This is a genomic window from Hymenobacter sp. UYP22 (genome assembly GCF_040547285.1).
Classification (GTDB): Bacteria; Bacteroidota; Bacteroidia; order Cytophagales; family Hymenobacteraceae; genus Hymenobacter.
The window spans coordinates 220,751-240,956 of record NZ_JBEPPK010000001.1 but is presented as its reverse complement, the minus strand read 5'-3'; the positions used below and the strand labels follow the sequence as shown (position 1 = coordinate 240,956).

At 56.6% G+C, this 20,206-nt stretch carries 14 protein-coding genes; 5 read left to right on the top strand and 9 right to left on the bottom strand.

Annotation, left to right across the window (positions count from 1 at the left end; translation table 11 throughout):
* Positions 1 to 217: 217 nt before the first annotated feature.
* The 3 genes from ABIB60_RS01110 to ABIB60_RS01100 form a co-directional block, all read right to left on the bottom strand.
* Positions 218 to 907: a hypothetical protein gene (locus ABIB60_RS01110; RefSeq protein ID WP_354577109.1), complete on the bottom strand. Its 690-nt coding sequence runs from the start codon at positions 905 to 907 to the stop codon at positions 218 to 220.
* 292 nt (positions 908 to 1,199) lie between these two features.
* On the bottom strand, positions 1,200 to 1,883 hold the full coding sequence (locus ABIB60_RS01105) for a hypothetical protein (protein ID WP_354577108.1): 684 nt from the start codon (positions 1,881 to 1,883) through the stop codon (positions 1,200 to 1,202).
* Between the two features lies 1 nt (position 1,884).
* Positions 1,885 to 3,837: a hypothetical protein gene (locus ABIB60_RS01100; RefSeq protein ID WP_354577107.1), complete on the bottom strand. Its 1,953-nt coding sequence runs from the start codon at positions 3,835 to 3,837 to the stop codon at positions 1,885 to 1,887.
* Between the two features lie 450 nt (positions 3,838 to 4,287).
* Here ABIB60_RS01100 and ABIB60_RS01095 point away from each other — a divergent pair, with 450 nt between their 5' ends.
* A complete protein-coding gene (locus ABIB60_RS01095; protein WP_354577106.1) occupies positions 4,288 to 4,734 on the top strand; it encodes a YybH family protein in 447 nt (148 codons plus the stop codon).
* Positions 4,735 to 5,146: 412 nt separating this feature from the next.
* Here the strand turns inward: ABIB60_RS01095 and ABIB60_RS01090 are convergent, their stop codons facing one another.
* Positions 5,147 to 6,331 carry an App1 family protein phosphatidate phosphatase gene (locus ABIB60_RS01090; protein WP_354577105.1) on the bottom strand — a complete coding sequence of 395 codons (1,185 nt, stop codon included), beginning with the start codon at positions 6,329 to 6,331 and terminating at the stop codon, positions 5,147 to 5,149.
* Positions 6,332 to 6,479: 148 nt separating this feature from the next.
* On the bottom strand, positions 6,480 to 7,289 hold the full coding sequence (locus ABIB60_RS01085) for a M48 family metalloprotease (protein WP_354577104.1): 810 nt from the start codon (positions 7,287 to 7,289) through the stop codon (positions 6,480 to 6,482).
* A gap of 305 nt (positions 7,290 to 7,594) precedes the next feature.
* Here ABIB60_RS01085 and ABIB60_RS01080 point away from each other — a divergent pair, with 305 nt between their 5' ends.
* Positions 7,595 to 8,719 (top strand): DNA topoisomerase IB, encoded by a 1,125-nt coding sequence (locus ABIB60_RS01080; RefSeq protein WP_354577103.1) that lies wholly within the window; start codon positions 7,595 to 7,597, stop codon positions 8,717 to 8,719.
* Positions 8,720 to 8,806: 87 nt separating this feature from the next.
* Here the strand turns inward: ABIB60_RS01080 and ABIB60_RS01075 are convergent, their stop codons facing one another.
* Positions 8,807 to 10,405, bottom strand: a complete 1,599-nt coding sequence (locus tag ABIB60_RS01075) for a hypothetical protein (protein ID WP_354577101.1) — start codon at positions 10,403 to 10,405, stop codon at positions 8,807 to 8,809.
* A 199-nt stretch (positions 10,406 to 10,604) separates the two neighbouring features.
* Here ABIB60_RS01075 and ABIB60_RS01070 point away from each other — a divergent pair, with 199 nt between their 5' ends.
* Positions 10,605 to 12,155: a hypothetical protein gene (locus ABIB60_RS01070; protein WP_354577100.1), complete on the top strand. Its 1,551-nt coding sequence runs from the start codon at positions 10,605 to 10,607 to the stop codon at positions 12,153 to 12,155.
* Between the two features lie 150 nt (positions 12,156 to 12,305).
* On the opposite strand, the gene ABIB60_RS01065 is transcribed toward ABIB60_RS01070, so the two are convergent.
* The 3 genes from ABIB60_RS01065 to ABIB60_RS01055 all read right to left on the bottom strand — a co-directional run bounded on the left by ABIB60_RS01065 (position 12,306) and on the right by ABIB60_RS01055 (position 15,831).
* Positions 12,306 to 13,793, bottom strand: coding sequence for an exonuclease domain-containing protein (locus ABIB60_RS01065; protein ID WP_354577099.1), 1,488 nt, complete (start codon positions 13,791 to 13,793; stop codon positions 12,306 to 12,308).
* 185 nt (positions 13,794 to 13,978) lie between these two features.
* Complete coding sequence (locus ABIB60_RS01060) at positions 13,979 to 14,449, bottom strand: PA2169 family four-helix-bundle protein (protein ID WP_315997647.1); 471 nt, start codon at positions 14,447 to 14,449, stop codon at positions 13,979 to 13,981.
* 197 nt (positions 14,450 to 14,646) lie between these two features.
* Complete coding sequence (locus ABIB60_RS01055) at positions 14,647 to 15,831, bottom strand: AI-2E family transporter (protein ID WP_354577098.1); 1,185 nt, start codon at positions 15,829 to 15,831, stop codon at positions 14,647 to 14,649.
* Positions 15,832 to 16,023: 192 nt separating this feature from the next.
* Here ABIB60_RS01055 and ABIB60_RS01050 point away from each other — a divergent pair, with 192 nt between their 5' ends.
* Both ABIB60_RS01050 and ABIB60_RS01045 read left to right on the top strand, forming a co-directional pair.
* On the top strand, positions 16,024 to 17,952 hold the full coding sequence (locus ABIB60_RS01050) for a DNA topoisomerase IV subunit B (protein WP_354577097.1): 1,929 nt from the start codon (positions 16,024 to 16,026) through the stop codon (positions 17,950 to 17,952).
* A gap of 223 nt (positions 17,953 to 18,175) precedes the next feature.
* The gene (locus ABIB60_RS01045; RefSeq protein WP_354577095.1) at positions 18,176 to 20,146 is read left to right on the top strand and encodes a tetratricopeptide repeat-containing sensor histidine kinase; all 1,971 of its coding nucleotides are present in this window, start codon (positions 18,176 to 18,178) and stop codon (positions 20,144 to 20,146) included.
* The last annotated feature ends 60 nt before the right edge of the window (positions 20,147 to 20,206 follow it).

Genomic DNA, 20,206 nt, shown 5'->3' with positions numbered 1-20,206 from the left:
CAGCGGGGATTTTTTTGTAATGTTAAAAGAGCTGGAGCGAAGTGAAATACCTTACTGCCAGTCTAGTGCGGTGTAGATGTTAACGTTATCGATTATGGTTGAGGTAGTGTCGTTCATGAGGGCTGTGGATAAGATAAAAAATGAAAGGCAGATGATTTCACAAGGAGCCAGAATGCAAGTAGGCCGATAACTTTAAGCCACCGGCCTACGAGCCTTGTTACCGCACTACAAACGCGTAAGACCCTTCCTGTTCATAGTTAATATTGCTATTATCAGGGTAATTGAGTGACGCGTATAAGCTGTTGGCCTTTACGAGATAAAAATTTGTATGCTTATCGTTTATATAGTAGTAAACAGATTGGTATACTGCTTGTCTATTCATATTGTCTTTTGATGAGTCTAGCTTTATAAATGATAAATCTGGTTTTGGCTTAGAATTAGAAGAAATATTCCAATTGTCACCAAAGTTGAAGGCGTATATTCCTTTTTGTTTCGGGATTATTCCTATTTTACAAGTGTAAATTTTGTTAATATACTCGTATCTTAAATCGGAAAACGTATTATTTGGTTTAATTGTTCCGATTTTATTGATATAAGAAAAATTATTAGCAGCTGCTAATTGGTTTCCTAAATATTGATTCGAATAAACTAATTTTCTCATTGCAATACTAGTCATCCAGTCAAACTGGGTAGGTTTAACAGTATAGTATTTACCACTGTAGAATTCTCGCACTGTATCTGGGAAACTTGCTTTCAGCCAGAGGGTGTCTCCTACTGATACAGTATCTTTAGAGGGCGAGATAGTAAGCGGAATTTGAAAAATGAAAGGTACCTGTTCAGGAATAGGCCTTTCTTCCCGCTCACAGCTGCAAAGTAGGGCGATTAAGACAAATAAATACGTTTTCATTGCCTTACCACCGATAGCTGGTTACTAATTGCTCCATCTGTGGAGCCTGTCGGCCACCGTTCTGCTGCACTACCCGTTGCTGATATTCGCGTACCGTTTTCACATCTGGCTGAAGCGCCTGAAATAATTGCGGTGTTGTGTAGCTGTTGACGTTGTCGATTATGGTTGAGTTAGTAGCGTGCACGAAGCTTATGAATGAGGTGAAGGAATGAGAAAGAAAAGGCAAACGTCTTCATAGGAAATCTGAGCGCAAGTAGGCCGGTAACTTCAAGCTACCGGCCTAAAAGGCTTGTTACTGCACTACGAAAGTGAAACAGGCTCTCTGCTCAGTATTAGTATTGCTTGTAGATGGGTAGGCTATTGAAGCAAGTAGAATGTGTTGCTGTAATATATTAAAATTTGTTCGTCCATTATTTATAGAATAGAATATAGTTCTAAATATTAACTCCCGCTTAACTCCATTTGGGGTTATTCCTGCGTCAATGTATGATAAATCAGGTCCAGGCTCATTGGTATTTTTGCTGAGCCACCCATCTCCGATATATATTGTATATATGCCCTTGTGTTTTGGTATAATTCCTGTTTTTAACAAATATTTATCTTGTTTATAATCATACGAAATATTTCCAAAAGTTTGACTAGTGATGACTGTTTTGCCTGTTTTATTAGTTACGACAAAATGAGAGACGCTTCCCTCTTGAGTGGCAAGAGATTTAAGTGGGGGAGTTAATTTAAAAAAAGCAATGCTCGTTTTAATCGAAAAATTAGATGGAGTAACTCGGTACGAATTACCGCTATTAAGTTCCTGCAGTTGATTCGAAAAATCAGCTGTCAGCCAGAGTGTATCACCAATGGAAACAGAATCTTTTTCAGGTGTAATGGATAGAGGAATTTGCAGGATAACGTCTGCAAATTCCCGCTTTTCTTCTTGATGACATGCAGTCAGCAGTAGCAGGCAAGCGAATAGTGATTTCATTTTACCACAAATAACTGGTGACCAATTGTTCGACTTGGGTGGCCTGTCGGCCACTGTTCTGTTGCGCCACGCGCTGCTGGTACTCACGCACTGTTTTTACATCTGGCTGCAATGCCTGAAACAGCTGTGGTGTGGTGTAGCTATTTACGTTGTCAACTACTCCTGTTCGCGCGAAGTCTTCGCCATTATCTGTCATATCATGTAGCATGCCATACACAATCCAACCATCATCATCGTCAGGGTCATTATTAGGACGTTGATTTTCTAATCTATTACGATTAGCTGTAGCTATATCAGCATTGATTAAATCAAAATTCCTGGCCGTGAACGTATTGCCGATATAAGTTCCCCACGCCTCGCTAATGGCAATCAGGCCCGCGCCATTATCCGTTTTGCGGCCGTAGGTACTGGGCCGGTTATTCACACTGGCAGAAATGATGTGCCCGATATAAGAAGTCCAGAAGTTATTGCCCACCTGGTTATAGTGCATGGTATGCGCCAGCTCGTGAAAGAATGTGTTGTTCAGGTCGTCGGTGAGGCGGGTTATGCGGGTTGTACTGTTCTTATCATCAAAACGCAGGGTGATATCAGGTAGCTGCCGTTGCAAAATTATTTTGGCGGTGGATGCCGTTGGGGGCAGCAGCACATTCAGCATATTCGAGGCCAGAGACGTTTCCGCGATACGCCGGAGCATGGGGGCGGAAGCACTGCTCGTGAACGTATTGAACAGGGCCACGTTGATGCCGCCCGGCGGGTTGGGCAGGCTGTTGGCCGCGCAATACGCGTACATGTCGTCCAGGAAGTTAAACAAGGTGGCCGCCGTCCAGGCTAGTGCCCCCTGGCTGCGGTCATCTGCCTGGTAGGTGAAGGTGTAGTTCAGGTTCTGCATGGCCGTACGGTTGTAGGAGCCCAACTGATGCTGGATGGGCAGTACCAGGTCCCAGGAATAAGCATCCCGGACAAGGCCCCGGGTGGTGGCCCGCTCGGTTTTGAACTCTACGGTCACTTTCGCCTCTTTCAAATATCCGCTGCCGATGTAGAAATAGCCGGCGGAATTGGTGTGGGTATGGTCCAGGTTAAACCAGCGACGTGATTTTACCTCCACGTTGCGCAGGGGCACTACCCGGCCGCCGCCGGTGGTGTAGCGCTCCTCCACCCGAATGGTACCGCTGGGGTTGTAGCGGCGGGCCATCTGCATGGGCGTTGGTGAACTGCCGGGCAGCGCCTCATCGGGGTTGCCGGTCAGGCGCATGGCCTCATTGTACAGAGCCACCGGCGAAATACCGGCCTTTTCCAGGCGCTCGGTATTCTCCCGAACGGAGTTGCGCCGCTTGCCGCCGGGCCGTGGCAGCTGCTTATTCGGGGTGCCTGCCGCAGTCCGGCAGGAGGTGTAGCACTGGCAGCCCGCATTCCACTGCGGGGCGCAAGGGTCAGTGGGGTCGGGCTCCCAGGGGTCTTCATCGGCCAGGTCGCCGTCTTCGGTGGAAAACAGGAACAGCTCTTCCAAACGCTCCTGCTGGATGTGGGTGGGCAGCGGCAGACCAACGGGTACGGCCGTGTACAGCCACGGAATATCCTCGGTAGTGGCGGCAGTGGCGGTAGTGCGGGAGTAGGGGCGGCTGGCGGCGGCGTTTTCATCCAGGGGCTCAAACGACAGCTCCATGCCCGTGTCGCCCAGATCGGCCAGCTGATCGGCCGAGGCGGGCTTGAAGCGCACGTAGTAGTGCGTGGGCCCGAACGCATCGGTGGGGCGGGCTGCCGGCGGGCCCTGGCCAGGTTTTCGGGTGGCGGGTTTGGAGAAGGTTTTCAGGTTGTGAAGCGCGGCAGTCATCACGGCTACCGAAAACGGATTCCGCCCGTCGTTTTTTGCGGCGGTAGCCTCCTGGCTGGAGCTGCCGCCGCCCGCCAGGGGCTGCGGCTCCTCCGGTTTCACCTCACAGCCAGCCAGTAGCATAGCCGTGGCAAGAGGTAACCAGGGTGCGGCGCGTCGGGAGCGGAGCCAGCGGGGGGGGGGATAAGGAAAGTAAGCATACACGGTAAGATAAAGATGAAACAATAGCGGCAATGTACTACAATTCCGGAGCTGAACAATAGGGCCCGCAGTCCGGAGCAACCCGCTGGCATAGACCACCAACGAGAGCCGCCTACCTGTTGGCAGCTAGGGATTTAAATAGCTAGAAATTTGCCAGCCAGGGCAGTTTCGTGAGTGGTAAGGCTGCTCTGGAAGGCCGATGCGCAGAGCGGATAGCTTCCGCAAAACGCAAAATATTCCGGTGCTGAGGGGTGGGCTAGTAGCCACCGGCCCGGGAGTTTTGAAACTGCCGGGCCGGTACCGTATTCGGGCGGTTTTGGGGCGGGTGGCTGCCTGCGCACGGGTTTCACAAACTGCCGTACCTTGGGAGCTATGCACCGTTTTCTACTTTTTCTGCTGCTGGGCACCTGCGCCTGCTCAGCATCCCGGCCGCCCACTGTGGCCCAAAGCACCGCCGCCCGGCAGGCTATTCTGCGGGTACTGACCACGCAAACGGCCGCCTGGAACCGGGGCGACGTGGCCGGGTTCATGCAGGGCTACTGGCAAAATGACTCACTGGTATTCATCGGTAAAAGCGGCCTGACCTACGGCTGGCAGCGCACCCTCGACAACTACCGCCGCAGCTACCCCACGCCCGCCGCTATGGGTCAGCTCGATTTCTCGCATCTGCAAGTGCAGCCTCTCAGCCCCGATGCCGCCCAGGTAATAGGCCGCTGGCACCTGGCGCGCCCCACGGCCGGCGACTTGCAGGGGCATTTTCTGCTGGTGATGCGCCGTATTAATGGGCAATGGGTAGTGGTAGCCGACCATTCCAGCTGAAGCAAAGTAGGCCGGACTCCTAGTCAGGGTTCATTTAGTGTACACCGGCCTTATTGGGCAAGTAGCCACGAAGCTACCACTAGCAGGAGCACTCCCCCCGCACGTAGTAGCCCCAGACCCAGCCGAATAACCGTGGTTACACCCGAGTCAGGCAGCTGCAGGCTAGCAAGCAGGACAACTCTTACTAGGCTGTGTGGACAGCAAGCAGAAAGACCGTCATGCTGAGCTTGCCGAAGCATCTCTACTGCTTCGTTGTTCGGTAGAGATGCTTCGGCAAGCTCAGCAGGACGGTCTGAATAGCATCAGAATGCCGTTGGAAATTCCTGTCCACAGAGCCTAGTATAAAGGCTGCATAATACGACACAATAGGCCACGCCCGGTAAGGCGTGGCCTATAAGTTGGCGCCCGTATTCTACTGCATTACGGGTTGCCCGGTCGTTTCGCCGTCCAGACCTTCATCCTCAGAGGCGGCTTCATCTTTCTGTTTTTCCTGCTCCACGGCTGGTACGGCCTCCTGGAATACCAGGCCCGCGCTGGCCGCATGCTCGGCGGCCTGTACCGTATCCTTTACCAGCAGCATTTCCACCTTTTCCCCGCGCAACTCCTCTGCCACTTTGGTCACCATGGCTGAGCGGTCGGGCAGGTTCACGTCGCGGATGTAGATGGCCAATACGCGGCCGGGGTGGCGGCGCACCACTTCCCGGTAAATGTTGGCATCCTCCTGACCCGAGTCGCCAATGAGCACAAAGGGCAGCTTGGGGTACGTGAGTAGCAGGTTGTCAATTTCCTTGAGCTTGTGGCCGTGGTGCTCGGAGGTAGCACCGGCCTCCTTGCGCTTCAGGGCCATGTCGCGGAGCAGCAGGGGGCCAGGCGGAATATCGTTCAGGTTCAGGAAGTCCTCCAGCAGGTCGTAGAGGTTCCAGGGCGAGCTGCTGACGTAGAAAAACGGGTTGTTCCGCTTGCCGTTGCGGCCCAGCTGCAGCTGCCGATAAAACTCAGCTACGCCCTTGAAAGGCAGGCGGGAGCGGGCATTGCGCAGCAGCACCGTACGGGCCATGCGCAACAAATCCGTGGCCGATGTCTGAATAACCGTGTCATCGAGGTCGGAAATGATACCGTACTCGGCGTCGGCGGGCGGAATCAGCACCATGGCCCGGGTATCGAGGCGGGGCGGGGCCACAAAAGGGGCCGGTGCCTGGCGCAGCAGTACCTCCACCGGGTACCACAAGTAATCTACGGGCTCCGGCAGCTGCTGCGGGGCCAGGTTCAGGGTAAAATAGCCCTCCTCGTCCGTTACCACGGTGTGGTCGGTGCCATCGGCGGGCACTACGCTTAGTTGGGCCCCGCTAATTTCGTTGCTGTCGAAGCGCCGGTACATATTCAGCAAGTTGTGCCAGCGTGAGTCGGAGGGGTCAGGCTCGCTAATGCCCTTGTCGGTGAGCAGGCGCCCCTTCACGTACAGACGCTCGGGGGTGCCGTAGCTGCGGTAGGAGAGCAGCTGCAAGGGATGCAGCAGGCCCAGGCGGGCACGGGTGCGCGTGAGGACATCATCGGCTCGCTCGGCCCAGTCGTTTAGCTTGTTTAAAAGAGAGGCCATGCAGCGGGCTAAAAGGGTGTTTGGAAGGTCTGCCTACGAGGAAATACCCCCTGCTTGTTGCCTGAACGGTAGCAAAGGCGCTGGCCCTACCAAGCAAAAACTCCCAGGCCAAACGGCCCGGGAGTTAGGTAAGTAGCTGCCGATAAGCCTACAAGGCGTTCCTCAGGGCCGTGAAGTCGTTGCTGCCGGCCGTGCGGTTGCGGCAGTTCAGCTGGTCGGCTTTGGCCTGTATGTTCTGGATGCGGGAACCTGGATCGGGGTGGGTACTCAGGAACTCGGGCGTGCCTTGCTGGCCTTCATTCTGGGCTTTGATAAAGAAACCAGCGGCCCCGTCGCAGGCGTAATAGTTGGTGCCATTGAGGTACTCTACCGAGTACGTGTCGGCGTCCGTTTCAAAGTCACGGCTGAATTTAAGCTGGCCCAGGCTGGAGGCTACATCTACCAGTGTGTTCTGGTTTTCGCCCAGCAGCAGGCTGAGCAGCACGCTGATGCCGTACTGGTTCTGGAGCTGGCGGGAGGTATGGCGCCGGTCGGCGTGGGCAATTTCGTGGCCCAATACGCCGGCCAGCTGCGTCTCATTGTCCAGGTACTTAATCAGCCCCGAGTACACGTAAATGTGGCCGCCGGGCGTAGCAAACGCATTCTGGGTAGCATCGTCTCGGATAATCTTAACGTCCCAGGGAAACTCATTACGGTACTGCAGCTTGCCATTATCCAGTACCCGCGTTACAATGCGGCCCAGGGCGGCGTAGGCCTGGGGGTTGCTGCCGGGCTCTACCAGCTGGCCCTTGGCCCGGAAGGTGGAATCAGTTTGGGCGGCCACTTTCTCGCCCAGGGCTTTATCGTCTTCAATGGAAAACAGGAGTACTCCGTCGCCATCTTTGGAGCAGGAAGCCGCCCCACCCAGCGTGAGAGCAAGGCCCGCCAGCAGCCCGGTTTTTTGCAGAAGGTTTCGCATGGTGCGCGAGGAAATAGAAAGGAAAGAAGTAGGACAGATGCCGGCCCGCAAGAAAAAACAGTGCCAGACCCGGCAGGGACCTAACGCACTTCCTCCTGGGGGTGTTGCAAGTACCACTCGAGCTTACTCCGTAGCACGCAGGCAATCAGACAGAAAAAAGCCTGCTATAACCCCACAAAGCGCCCTGCTGCCCCGGCAGCGGTTTTTGTGGCAACACCCCCGGGAGCAGAACTGTACCCCAGCCAGCTTTCCTGCGTAGAACTCAGGGCCGCCACTATTAGCGGCTGTTCTGTTGCTCGTTCCTGATGGCCACCGCCACTGCCTCCGCCCGCCCGAAAACCAAAAAAAAGCGCCTCAGCCCCCTGGATGAGGCGCACACTCTGTACAAAGACCCTGCCCGCCAAGCTGAGCTAGCCGGCTTGCGCTACCTCACTGATACCAAACCCGGCCTCACCCGCACCGCCACCAAAGCCGGCGACTTTCACTACCTGAACGCCAAGGGGGAGCCGGTGCAGGATGAAAAAACCCTTGGCCGGATTCAGGGCTTTGTGATTCCGCCGGCCTGGACGGATGTCTGGATTTCGCCTTCCGCTACTACCCACTTGCAGGTAACCGGCCGCGACGCCAAGGGCCGGAAGCAATACCTCTACCACCCGGCCTGGGACCAGGCCCGCGCCCTCACCAAGTTCAGCCGCCTGCGGGCGTTTGGGGAGAAACTGGCCGAATTGCGGGCCCAACTTCACAAGGACCTGGCCCGCCCGCAGCTGGACAAGCAGAAGGTGGTGGCCTTGGTGCTTACACTCATGGATCAGTCGTTTATTCGGGTGGGCAACAAGGAATACGCCAAGAAAAACAAAACCTACGGCCTCACTACCCTGCGCGACAAACACGTGCAGGTATCCGGCTCCGATGTGCGCTTTAGCTTTGTGGGCAAGAAAGGCGTGCCCCACGACCTAACGATTCATGACCGCAAGCTGGCGCGGCTGGTACAGAAGTGCAAAGAAATACCGGGACAGCACCTGTTTCAGTACTACGCCACCGACGGGCACCGCCAGGAGCTGGAATCAGGTGATGTGAACGAGTACCTGCACACGGTAACCGGCATGGCGCTTTCAGCCAAGGATTTCCGCACGTGGGGCGGCACAGTGAAGATGGTAGAGTGCCTGGAGCGCATTCTGGACGAGGAACCGGAGTTTCCCAAGCCCAAAACCCTGAAACGCGCCATCAAGGACGTAGCCGAGAGCCTGGGCAATACCCCCACAGTGTGCTCCAAGTACTACATTCATCCCCAGGTTACCGAGCTGTTCAACTCCGATAAGCTCATCGAATACCTGCGTCGCCACGATGCCGACCCCGCCGAAAACGACTTGCTAACCCCCACCGAACATATGGTGCTGGATATGCTGGCGGAGTTGGAAAAGGTGAAATAGTGAGATGGTGAGTTTGACGTTCTGTTTGCGCTATCTGCGCCACTAGAACGTCAAACTCACCATTTCACCATCTCGCTATTTCACTACTTACCGCCCCGAGCCGTCCCGGTCGAAGGCGTGGGAGAGGACGTTGTGCTCGGTGCGGTCCTTGGTCTCGGAGCTGGGCTCCAGCACGTTGTTGCGGTAGGTGTCAAAAAAGCGGGTGCGCTTGCGCAGGCCAGCCACGCGGGAAGAGTCGCGCACTGTATCCTCACCGGGCCCGCCGTATATATCTATGAACGGAGAGCGGCGCACCCGGCCCGAAACCAGAAACTCATCTTTGCCCTCAAGGCCGTGCAGCACCACCGTGCGGGTATCGGTGGGGTTGAAGCTGCGTTGGTACAGCAGGGAAGAGGCCGGATTTTTCTTATTGAGGGGCAGTGCATACACCGATACGACCGTGGCCGTATCATTGCGACGCTCCACTATAAACCGCTCGGCCTCATCGGAGCCAGCTACCAGTACCTGCCGGGATTTAAGCCGGTAGAACTCCTCAGCGGCCTGGGGCAGCATGCTCCGGCGGGATTTTAAGGAGGCAATGATGGTAGCCCCCTCCAACGCGTACACCTCCCGGGGCAAACCCTGACGCACGGCTTGCTCAATTACGGCATCGGTCAGGCGTTGCTGTAGGCTGAGCGCGGCGCGCTGGTAGGCAGTCCGGGGCACGGCGGCCAGGGCGCGCTCATCAATAAAAGCGGCATTGCGGGTATAGCCTTCCACACTTTCAATCCGGGGGCCAAAGGTGCGAAATTTGGCTACTGCCTTGCTGCCCAGCCAAGGCAGCAGGCCATCATCAAACCTAAAAAAAACCTGGTCCCGATCCTGGGGGATGGGTTTCCAGAGGATGCGGCCGCTGGGCTGGGCGTAGGCTGCCCAGTTCCACTGGCCCTCGTGCCGGTCCCAGTCACCCAGCCAGAGGTCCAGCAGGCGGGCCCGCACAAACGACTCCCCATCCAACTGGTGCTTAGCGGAGGCATACCGCTCCTCCAGCACATCCTCCGATTCTTCCAGGTCCTGGGCACCGGCCAGCGAACCGGCAATGTTCTGCTTGCCCTCAAATTTTTCTTCCAGCAACACCACCTTGCCCTGGAGTCGCTCGGAGGCTGCGCCCAGGCCAGTTTCGTCGTTGCGCACGTAAAACACCCGCGGCGAGGTGTGAGGCAAACCGGCGGCTTCCACCAAAGCGGGCACCACCAAAGCCCCATAAGGCATTCCGGCCGAGGTTGCGTCGCGCACGGTGGTCAAAATAAAGCCTTGGCGCAGCACTTTGGGCAGGGTGCGGTAGGGGTCTTTATCCAAGCTGCGCAGGGCGTAGCTCCGGCCGTCGGAACCCGTCATAGTCACGCTGGTTGTTTGAAAGCCGCCGCCCACTTTGCCAAACTTCAGCCCGCCCGCCACGGCCGTCTGTGGGTTGAATACCGGCACGGTAACCGGCTGGGCCCATACGCGCCGATAGTGCCGGCCCAGCAGCAAGCGGCCTAGCGGGCCTCGTTGGTAGTGCCGACCGGCCGTTACGCGGGCACTATCGGCGTTGGCCGGCAGGGGCGAGGCAAAGTCAATTCGGGCATCGGGCTGGAAATACGTATCACGACTGCAGGAGGCAGCAGCGGGTAACAGCAGCAGAAGGAAGGCGTAAGGACGAATCATGCAGGGCGGAACAGCGCAGCTAGGAGTCCTTCAACGCAACTCCAGCAGAAAAGTCAATGCCCAGCTAACAACCGCCGGCCCTGGCTTTGCGCTATAAGGGGGGATTGCTCTGGTTAGAGTCCCCGTTTCTCCGATAAAAACGCCGTTCGTGCTCCTTTCTCCTTCCGCTTTTTGGTTGGCCGTTGGCGTCAGCAGTGGGTTGCTTCTTGCTTCCTGCCAAGCCCCGGCCCAGCCTCAGCCCGCTACTCAAAGGCCAGTTATCAGCCCCGACTCAACGGTGCAGGTAGCGGCCGGCCCGCAGTATGATAGGGGCGCAGTCCACCGGTTTTTCTGGGGTACGCATTACCGGGCGTTGTGGGGGCTGCCGGTTACGGTACCCGTGTTCAACCTGCGCACGGCCATACCGGGAGGCCTGACGCCCGTGCGGGAGGGGGGCTCATTTCAAACCAAAAATCTGCGGCTGGTAGACCGTAGCGGCGTGCAATACGTGCTGCGTTCCGTAGATAAGGATGCCACCAAGGCCCTGCCGGAGGGCCTGCAGGACGGACCCATTGGCCGGTTGATGAAGGACCAGACCAGCGTAATCCATCCGTACGGAGCTTACATTGTGGCACCGCTGGCCGAGGCTGCGGGCTTATACCATACTAACCCTCGTTTGGTGTACGTTGCCGACGACCCGGCCCTGGGGGAATTCCGGGAGGCGTTTGGCCATGCGCTCTACCTGTTTGAGGAGCGGCCCGAGGGCGACCAGCGCGCCGTGCGCAGCTTCGGCAACTCAGAGGCCGTGGAAAGCTCCCGCAAGGTGTTTACCAACCTGGTAGCCAGCTCCCGCTTTCGGGTTGATGCCCGCCAGTACCTGCGCAGCCGCTTGTTTGATATGTGGCTGGGCGACTGGAGCCGGCGGGAAGACCAGTGGCGCTGGGCCAGCTTTGCGGCGGCCGATGGCAGCACCGTGTACCGGGCCATTCCGCGCGACCGGGACCACGCCTTTTTTAAGTTTGATGACGGCCTGCTCACCCATATGATTGGCTGGGTGAAATCCAACTACCAAAGCTTCCACGAAACCATCCGGCTAGCCGATGTTGAAGGCCTGAACCGCGCCGCCCGGCCCATGGACAAATCGTTGCTGGCTTATCTGAGCCGGGAGGATTTCCGGCAGGTGGCCGACTCCTTGCGCAACTCACTTACTGATGCGGCTATTGCCCGCGCCCTGGCCGTGTGGCCCCGGGAAGTGGAGCAGGTAAGCACCGCCGACTTCACCCGTAAACTAAGCCGCCGCCGCGAGCAGTTGCCGGCCGTAGCTGAGAAGTTCTATCAGTTGCTGGCCCGTGATATAGAGCTGCCGGGCACGGACGAGGCGGAGCGGTTTGTGGTAGAGCCCACCGACAACGGGCAGGTACGCGTGCAGCTATTCCGGCTTAGCCCGCAAGGTGCTACCCTGCAGCAGCAGCGTACGTTCAACCCCGCCGAAACCCGTTCTATCAAGCTGTTTGGGCTGGGAGGCAATGATGCCTTTGAGCTACGCGGAGAGCTGAATCCGCGGCTGGAAATTGGCGTGTACGACGGAGCCGGTCAGGATTTGATTGAAGCTGCTCCCGTCCCACTCAAGCGCGTGCGCAGCCGCGTAACCGTGTATGACAGCGGCGACGGTAATACGTTGCGCATTGGCAAACTCACCCTAGACAAATACCAGCCCCGGGCGGAGGAATTTGACGCCGCTGGCTGGCTGTTGCGCCACCGGTTGTTTTAACCTTTCCGGTACAACTATTATTGATCAGGCTGCAATCTGCATTTACCACGTGCGCCGCTGCAAGCAAGAAAATACCGCCATGTACTGGCTCAAACAGGAGCAAACCAATAATTGGCGCTAACCGGCTCCGTGTCTTGGGTGCTGCGGGGACTAGCTGAATACTTTCACCTTGTCCTTGTGCGAGGTGCGCAGGTACTGGCGGATAATCTGTTGCACGTCCTTGTTGTCGTTGTAGCGCGTAATGGCATCCCGGAAATCAGGAAAGCGCCGGGCCGTGAAAGCTTCATCCACGTAGCCAAAGCCCATATACCGGCCGTTTTCTACCACTACCAGGCTCTTTTCGTCGGGACGGCGACCCTGCCCAATTACCACGAATGAGCCATGCTCATAGGTAAACGACTCAATAGCTTCCTCAACCCGCTTGTTGTACTCCTCGGCCGGCTCCAAACCCAGGCAGGCACCCTTACAGCGGTGTACCTGGTAGTCAAAGCAGGCCCCCTGGGTTTTGTACAGGTCGCAGAGCTTCTGGCACAGGTTAAACTTGGCCACTTTATGAAACAGGAAGCCCTTGGCTTTATACTGGTTGCCCAGCGCTATGAGCGGGTGGGATTCAGCGTGGTCGTCGGCCCGCCCGTAGTAGAGGCGTTTGTAGCCCTGCTCATCAGTGCGCAGAAAAATGCCCGCCGGAAATACGGAGCGGCGTTGCGCGCGGTTGTACAGGGGCTTGAGCCGCTTAATTTCGTGCGACTCATAAAGCAGAGCGACCAGCTCCGAACCCGTTAGCTCCCAGGTAATGTCCGAAATAGAGTTCTTGAACTCAATACTTTTTCTCGACTTGTAATCAACGGCGAAGTGCTGCTGAATACGCTTGTAGATGTTAATGCTCTTCCCCACGTATATCACCTCCCCCTGCTCATCATGAAAGTAGTATACCCCGGCTTCCTGGGGCAAAGAGGCTACTTTTTCGGGCGTAATATTAGGTGGCAGCAAGGCCGTTTTGATGGCTTCCTGTACCGCCTTGATCTTACGGGGCGAGGGTTGCTTGCCCGCTGTACCGGGCTTCCGGCCAGCCGGAGCCGCCGCATCCACGGCGGCCAAGGCATCAGCGGGGCTCAACTCAGGGTCGGTGCCCGCCTCTGGCTGCTGGCTAATGGCTAGTAGGCGTCCGAACAGGATGGCCGTGGCGGCCGCGTCGCCGGTAGCCCGGTGCCGGTCCTGCAATGGAATCCCAATGTTCTGGCAGAGCTTACCCAGGCTGTAGCTGGGCTGCCCCGGCATCAGGGAGCGGCTCAGGCGAACCGTGCACAGTGTTTTGCGCGAGTAGTTGTAACCCAGGTCAGCGAATTCCTTTTTGAGAAAAGAGTAATCGAACCGCACATTGTGCGCCACAAACACGCAGCCCTCCGTTATTTCCACAATCTTGCGGGCCACCTCGTGAAACTTGGGCGCATTCCGCACCATATCATCAGAAATGCCTGTGAGTTGGGTGATGAAAAACGGGATGTTGCGGCCGGGGTTGAGTAGGGTACTGAACTCGTCCACCACTTTCTCGCCATCATGAATGTAAATGGCTATTTCCGTGATGCGGTCTTGGGCGGGCTGGCCCCCGGTAGTTTCAAGGTCGATGATGGCGTACAAAGGCGGTGGGCTATACGAGCAGCTTAACGGGCTAAACAGATTGCTAACAAAGATACCGGGTTAGAAGGTTGCAGCCGCTAATCGTTTTGGCAAACTCACCTAGGCTTGCTTATTCTATCCACACAGCCTAAAACAATAAGGCCCGCCATGTGGCGGGCCTTATTGGTGCAAAGCTTATAAGCAGCTTAGCGGGTGCCTTTTTGCTGAGTAACCCAGTTTTTGGCCGACAGAATTTCGCCGTGCTGCTTCTGCAGTACATTGCGAGCCTCTGCGGGTAGCTCAGTGGAGCGCAGAGCGGTTTCGTAGCTCTGCAGGGCTACTGCGTCGCCAGTTTCACACTCGCCCAGAATAGCCGAGTCGTCCTGGCCGGTTACGGCCGACTTCAGGTTGATCCAGCCACGGTGTACGGCAGCGGCGGCATCGGCCACCACGCTCTCTACCGTGGTTTCGTTTTCGGTGTTGATGCCGTACTGCTGAGCGTGCTGGCTGAGTTCCGAAACAAACTGAGCGCGCTGCTGGCTCAGCTCACTGAGCTTGGATTTCAGATCGGGGCTGCTTACGCCTTCAGCGGCTTCCTGGTAGCCTTTAGCGGCCGTTTTATTGATTTCTACGAGGTCGTTGTATGCGCGGGCGGTTTCGCCGGTGATAGTTGCCATGGGAAAGAAATTAGGATGGTTAAGGTCAGATATCAGCAGGAATAAAGTAGCTGCTGATGGGGTGTATATCGTGCCGAGCTTACACGGGGTTACGTACAAAATTTGGGTTGCCTCCTGAAGTGTGCCTATCGTCCGAAGCAAAAAGAGCTTCCGAGCACAGCTGCTCGGAAGCTCTTCCTCAAGTTCCCCTGGGTGGGTTAGGCTGCCCGGCCCAGCATGCGGTTCCAGAGTTTCTGAATTCCTCCCGGCGACTTATTATCGGGCTTGGTAGAGTCTTCACCCTCGGCGGTGTCGCCCAGCAGGAAGCCCCAGGGCTCCGTGGTTTTGTTGGCATCCAGCACCACCTTGGCTACCGCCATCAGCGGAATGCTCAGAATCATGCCCGGCGTACCCCACAGCTCGCCACCCAAAATCAGGGCCAGAATGGCGGCCAGTGGGTTGATGCTTACCTGGGAGCCGGTAATCATGGGAGTAATGAAGTTGCCTTCCAGAAATTGCACCACCACAAATACCCCAATTACCAGCGCTGCCTGTACCACCGAGCCAGTTTCTACCAGCGTAATAATGGCCGGTACGGTAGCCCCAATCATAATACCGATATAAGGAATTACGGCCAAAACGGAGGCGAAAATGGCGAAGAAGATGGCGAACTTGACGCCCAGAGCCAGTAGCCCGATACCGTTGAGAATGGACACGATGACAATGACCTTGAACAGGCCCGAAATATAGGCTTGCACCACCGTCTGGATATTGTCTACGGTGTGCAGCACGGAAGTGCGCTTGTCGGGGGCCACAAACCGGAACATAAACTGCCGCAGGTGGTCCCGGTAATACAGGAAGCAGAAAACGTAAATCAGTACCTGCGCTAAGTTGCTTAGTACCGCCGTGGTCGTGTTCAGGGTGGTGCCCAGGTAAGTGCCGCCCGATTTTTTCAGGGCCTTCACCGTCGTCTCCTTCAAGTCGTCGATGCTCATGGGTTGGTACCCAAACTTAAGGTGGGCCCATTCCTGCGTCTCGTTGAAGAACTGCATGAGTTTGGTCTGCAGCTTGGGAATTTCATTTTTGAACTGCGCTAACTGGGAGCCAAAACCCAGAATGACGCCCACAAAAATGGCTATAACCAGCAGCAGACACACCACAATGGCCAGTACCCGGGGCAGCCCCTTCAACTCCAGCCACCGGCAGATGGGGAGAAGCAGCAGAGTGAAAACGGCGGAAAACAGCAGGGGCAGCAAAATATCATCGAGCACCTTCAGCGTGTAGACGAGCAATACCAGCCCCACCATGAAAAATGCAAACTGAATAACGGGCGTCTGCTTGACTACCGCGCTGGGCTTATGCCCGGAGGGCGGTAAATTATGTTGCGTGTTGGTGTGTAGCATTTGCTAAAATGGTTGGCGTTAAGGGGAGGAGGGGAATGCGCTTTTCGAAAGCTGAGCGAGATTTGTGCGGAATTAAAAAGACAATGGGCTGGTTTTACTGCTGGTGTTTTGCTAATTTTACTAGCGAAACAAAGCGTGGAAATGGGTAATTTCTACGTTATTTTACCCTGAATCTGATTTCTGGTTTTCCTAATGGCTGAACAGCAAGTTCCTTCCGCTTCCCACGCATACACCGAAGACAGCATCCGCTCCCTGGATTGGCGGGAGCACATCCGGCTGCGTCCTGGTATGTACATCGGCAAGCTCGGCGACGGCTCTAGCTACGACGACGGGATTTACGTGCTGGTAAAGGAGGTAATTGACAACTCCATTGATGAGCACGTAATGGGCTATGGCCGCACCATCGATATCAAAATATCCGACAGCCGCGTGCAAGTGCGCGACTATGGCCGGGGCATCCCGCTGGGTAAGGTGGTAGACGTAGTCAGCAAGATTAACACGGGCGGTAAATACGACAGCAAAGTCTTTCAGAAATCTGTGGGCTTGAACGGCGTAGGCACCAAGGCGGTTAATGCGCTGAGCAATTATTTTCTGGTGCAGAGCGTGCGTGAGGGCCAGTTGAAGGCCGCGGAGTTTGCCCAGGGCGTACTTACCAACGACCCCAAACCGCAGGCAACCAGCCAGCGCAACGGTACGCTGATGGTATTTCAGCCCGACGACAGCATTTTCCGCAACTACCGCTTCATCCCGGAATATCTGGAAAACCAGATATGGAACTACGTGTACCTGAATGCGGGGCTTACTATCAATTTCAACGGCCAGAAATACTTTTCTGAGAACGGCCTGGCGGATTTGCTGGCCCGCAAAGCCGACCCCGACAGCCTGCGGTATCCCACTATTCACCTGAAAGGGGAGGATATTGAGTTGGCCATGACTCACGGCAACGACTACGGCGAGGAGTATTACAGCTTCGTGAATGGGCAGTACACTACCCAGGGCGGTACCCATTTGGCGGCTTTCCGGGAGGCCGTGGTGAAAACCGTGCAGGAGTTTTTCGCCAAAACCAACAAAAACAAGAAGTACGAAGCCTCCGACATTCGGGCCTCCATCATTGCCGCCATTTCGGTACGGGTGCAGGAGCCAGTGTTTGAAAGCCAGACCAAAACCAAGCTTGGTTCCTTCAATATGGGCCCCGATGGGCCTACTGTGCGGGGATTCGTACTTGATTTTGTGAAGGAGCAGCTGGATAACTACCTGCACAAAAACCCGCTGGTAGCCGAGGCCCTCAAAAAGCGAATTGACCAGAGTGAGCGGGAGCGCACCGATATGGCCGGGGTGAAAAAGCTGGCCAACCAGCGCGCCAAAAAAGCCAACCTGCACAACCGCAAGCTGCGGGACTGCCGCCTGCACCTGGGCGAAACCAAGGACGAGGAAAAAGCCTTGCTCACTACCTTATTCATCACCGAGGGCGACTCCGCCTCGGGCTCCATTACCAAGAGCCGCAACGTGGAAACGGAGGCCGTGTTCAGTTTGCGTGGTAAGCCCCTGAACTGCTTTGGGCTGAAGAAGAAAATCGTGTACGAAAATGAGGAGCTGAACCTGCTCCAGCACGCCCTTAATATCGAGGAAGGCATTGAAAACCTGCGCTACAACCGCGTGGTAGTGGCTACTGATGCCGACGTGGACGGTATGCACATTCGGCTGTTGCTGCTCACGTTCTTCCTGCAGTTCTTCCCCGATTTGGTGCGTAACGGCCACGTGTTCATCTTGGAAACGCCGCTGTTCCGGGTGCGCAACAAGAAAACCACCATTTACTGCTACAACGAGCAGGAAAAGCAGGCCGCCATGCGGCAGCTGGGCCGCAACCCCGAGGTAACCCGCTTCAAAGGCTTGGGTGAAATCAGCCCCGATGAGTTCGGCAAATTCATTGGCGACAACATCAAGCTGGAGCCTGTTATTCTGCAGTCTGACCGCTCTATTCAGCAGGTACTGACCTACTACATGGGCAAAAACACACCCGCCCGTCAGGAGTTCATCATTGATAACTTGCGCCAGGAAAAAGACCTGGTAACCTCCGACGTGCTGCCCCTGGCAGAAGTACCGGAAGCTGAACTGGCGTAGCTGCTACTCTGCCTGAGCTTCTAGAGGCCCTCCTGATGCACTCGGGAGGGCTTTTTTGCGGGGTTTGGTTAGGAGTGAGGATAAGTATCTATGATGTGCTGGGGCCGTTAACCGTGCCCGAGTGATTCAGGGAAATTTGGCTTTTAAATCGGTATCGGACTAAAAATGATAGAGATACGCACCGTATCTTGTGCAACTGCTCCCTTGCCTGTCCTCTGCTTTCATGGTTCGTATTCTGGTTTGCTGCGCGTTATTGCTGGGAGGAAGAGGAATTACCTTGGCGGCGGGCGTTGCCGGTAAGCAACCACTGCACCGGTTGGCGGCGGCGGCTTCTGCCGTGCGGGTGCAGCAAACCAGCCAGCGGCGCATCGACAGCCTGCGGGCCCTAATCAAGGCCCGGGTGGTGCTGGATACTCCTAAGGTAATACTGGTAACCAGACTGGCCTGGGAAGTTCAGCAGCGGGATGTACGGGCGGGGCTACCACTGCTGCGGCAGGCAGTAGCCCTGGCCCGCACCCTCAACTACCGCGACTACGAGGCCGAAACCCTGTTGGACCTAGCGGACGGCTACATTTCGCTGGGTGACTACGAGGAAGCTACAAAGTGGCTTAATAAAGCTGATGCCGAGTTTACGCGCATTCACAACGTGGGCGGGCAGATTCGCTGTCTGGGTCGCCGGGCCAGAATTGCCTCCCAACAGGGCCAGTACATCAAAGCCCTGACCTACTGCCTGAAAGTGCCGCCTTCCTTTGACTACGGCGACACCCGACGGTTCTATACCAGCCTGCAAATTCAGATTGCCAGCACGTATCGGCAGTTGGGCGAGCTGGGTACGGCCGAGCAGTACCTGCGCCATGCCCTGAAAGTATCTTTGCACCATGACTATCCTGACCGCCTGAATTTAATTTATGAGGAGTTGGGGGAGGTGCGCCGGCAGCAACAACGCTGGCAGGAGGCCAGCAGCTACTACGCCCAGAGCATGGCCATCAGCAAGCAGTTGAACCTGGCCCAGGAAATCTGGCGCATGGAAATCAACCTGGCGGAGATGGAGGAGGAACTGGGCCAGAGCGAGTCCGCCCTGAGTCGCGCCCATCCGGCGCTGCCGCAGGCCCGTAAGGTGCTGCCCATACTAGTGCCCCGGGTGCTGGTGCTGCTGGCCCGGGCCAACCTGAGCCGCCACCGGCCCGACAGCGCCGCCCACTACGCGCAAATGAGCCTATCTGCCAGTAAGCCGGCCCGTGCTCAGGCCGATATCCAGGCCGGCAACGAAGTATTGGCCCAGGCATATGCCCAGCTAGGTGATTTTGCCCGCGCCTACCAAGCGCAGCAAGCATTTATGGTGGCCCGCGACAGTCTTACCGGAGCGGAAGTAAGAAGGCGCACGGCAGCCCTGCAGTTTCGCAACGAGCTAAGCCAGCAGCAGGCCGAAATCCGGCTGCTGACTCAGCAAAACCGCTTGCAGCAGCAGCAGCAACAGCTAGGCCGCTTAAAGCAGCAGCGGCATGCTGCCCTGCTGGTTGGGTTGGGCCTGGGGCTTATACTACTGGCTGGTGCCGGGCTCTGGCAATACCGGCGGCGGCAGGCCCGGCGGGAAGCTGCTTTGCGCACCAGCCTCGCCGCCGACCTGCACGACGACGTAGGCTCGTTGTTGACCCAAATTTCCCTGCAGAGTACCATGTTGCGTGAGGGCCTGTACCCGGTAGAGCAGCAGCGCAGCCACCTCGACCACATGGCCGAAACCAGCCGGATGGCTGCCCGCCAAATGAGCGACGTGGTATGGGGGATTGATGCGCGCAACGATTCCTTTACCAGCATGCTGAACCGCATGCACGACCACGCGCATCAGGTACTGCCGCCCGCTGGCCTGGAGCTTGATTTCCACGCCGACCCTGCCCTGGCAGCTTCCTCCGTATCCTTGGGTACCCGGCAGGCGCTGTACCTGATTTACAAAGAGGCCCTGCACAATGCCGTGAAACACGCCCGCGCCACCCAGGTAACCGTGCGGCTGCGGCAGCAGGGCCGGCAGCTGGAACTCATGGTGCTGGACGATGGGCAAGCTGCTCCTGCCCGGCCGGCAGTAGGTGGGCAGGGCTTGCGCAATATGCGCGCCCGGGCAGCGGCGGCCGCTGGCACAGTTACGTATGAAACCCAGGGGCCGGGCTTTCGGGTTACGGCCCGCTTGCCGCTGGGTTAGGTGAGTGGTGCCCACCCCCAGGCACCGGCGCCCAAAGCATGGGCGTTACGGCTATTTAAT

Bases quoted from the DNA above. Each gene is read 5' to 3' on its own strand.
- ABIB60_RS01110 (WP_354577109.1), bottom strand. From the start codon at position 907: ATGAAAACGTATTTATTTGTCTTAATCGCCCTACTTTGCAGCTGTGAG.
- ABIB60_RS01105 (WP_354577108.1), bottom strand. From the start codon at position 1,883: ATGAAATCACTATTCGCTTGCCTGCTACTGCTGACTGCATGTCATCAA.
- ABIB60_RS01100 (WP_354577107.1), bottom strand. From the start codon at position 3,837: ATGCTACTGGCTGGCTGTGAGGTGAAACCGGAGGAGCCGCAGCCCCTG.
- ABIB60_RS01095 (WP_354577106.1), top strand. From the start codon at position 4,288: ATGCACCGTTTTCTACTTTTTCTGCTGCTGGGCACCTGCGCCTGCTCA.
- ABIB60_RS01090 (WP_354577105.1), bottom strand. From the start codon at position 6,331: ATGGCCTCTCTTTTAAACAAGCTAAACGACTGGGCCGAGCGAGCCGAT.
- ABIB60_RS01085 (WP_354577104.1), bottom strand. From the start codon at position 7,289: ATGCGAAACCTTCTGCAAAAAACCGGGCTGCTGGCGGGCCTTGCTCTC.
- ABIB60_RS01080 (WP_354577103.1), top strand. From the start codon at position 7,595: ATGGCCACCGCCACTGCCTCCGCCCGCCCGAAAACCAAAAAAAAGCGC.
- ABIB60_RS01075 (WP_354577101.1), bottom strand. From the start codon at position 10,405: ATGATTCGTCCTTACGCCTTCCTTCTGCTGCTGTTACCCGCTGCTGCC.
- ABIB60_RS01060 (WP_315997647.1), bottom strand. From the start codon at position 14,449: ATGGCAACTATCACCGGCGAAACCGCCCGCGCATACAACGACCTCGTA.
- ABIB60_RS01055 (WP_354577098.1), bottom strand. From the start codon at position 15,831: ATGCTACACACCAACACGCAACATAATTTACCGCCCTCCGGGCATAAG.
- ABIB60_RS01050 (WP_354577097.1), top strand. From the start codon at position 16,024: ATGGCTGAACAGCAAGTTCCTTCCGCTTCCCACGCATACACCGAAGAC.
- ABIB60_RS01045 (WP_354577095.1), top strand. From the start codon at position 18,176: ATGGTTCGTATTCTGGTTTGCTGCGCGTTATTGCTGGGAGGAAGAGGA.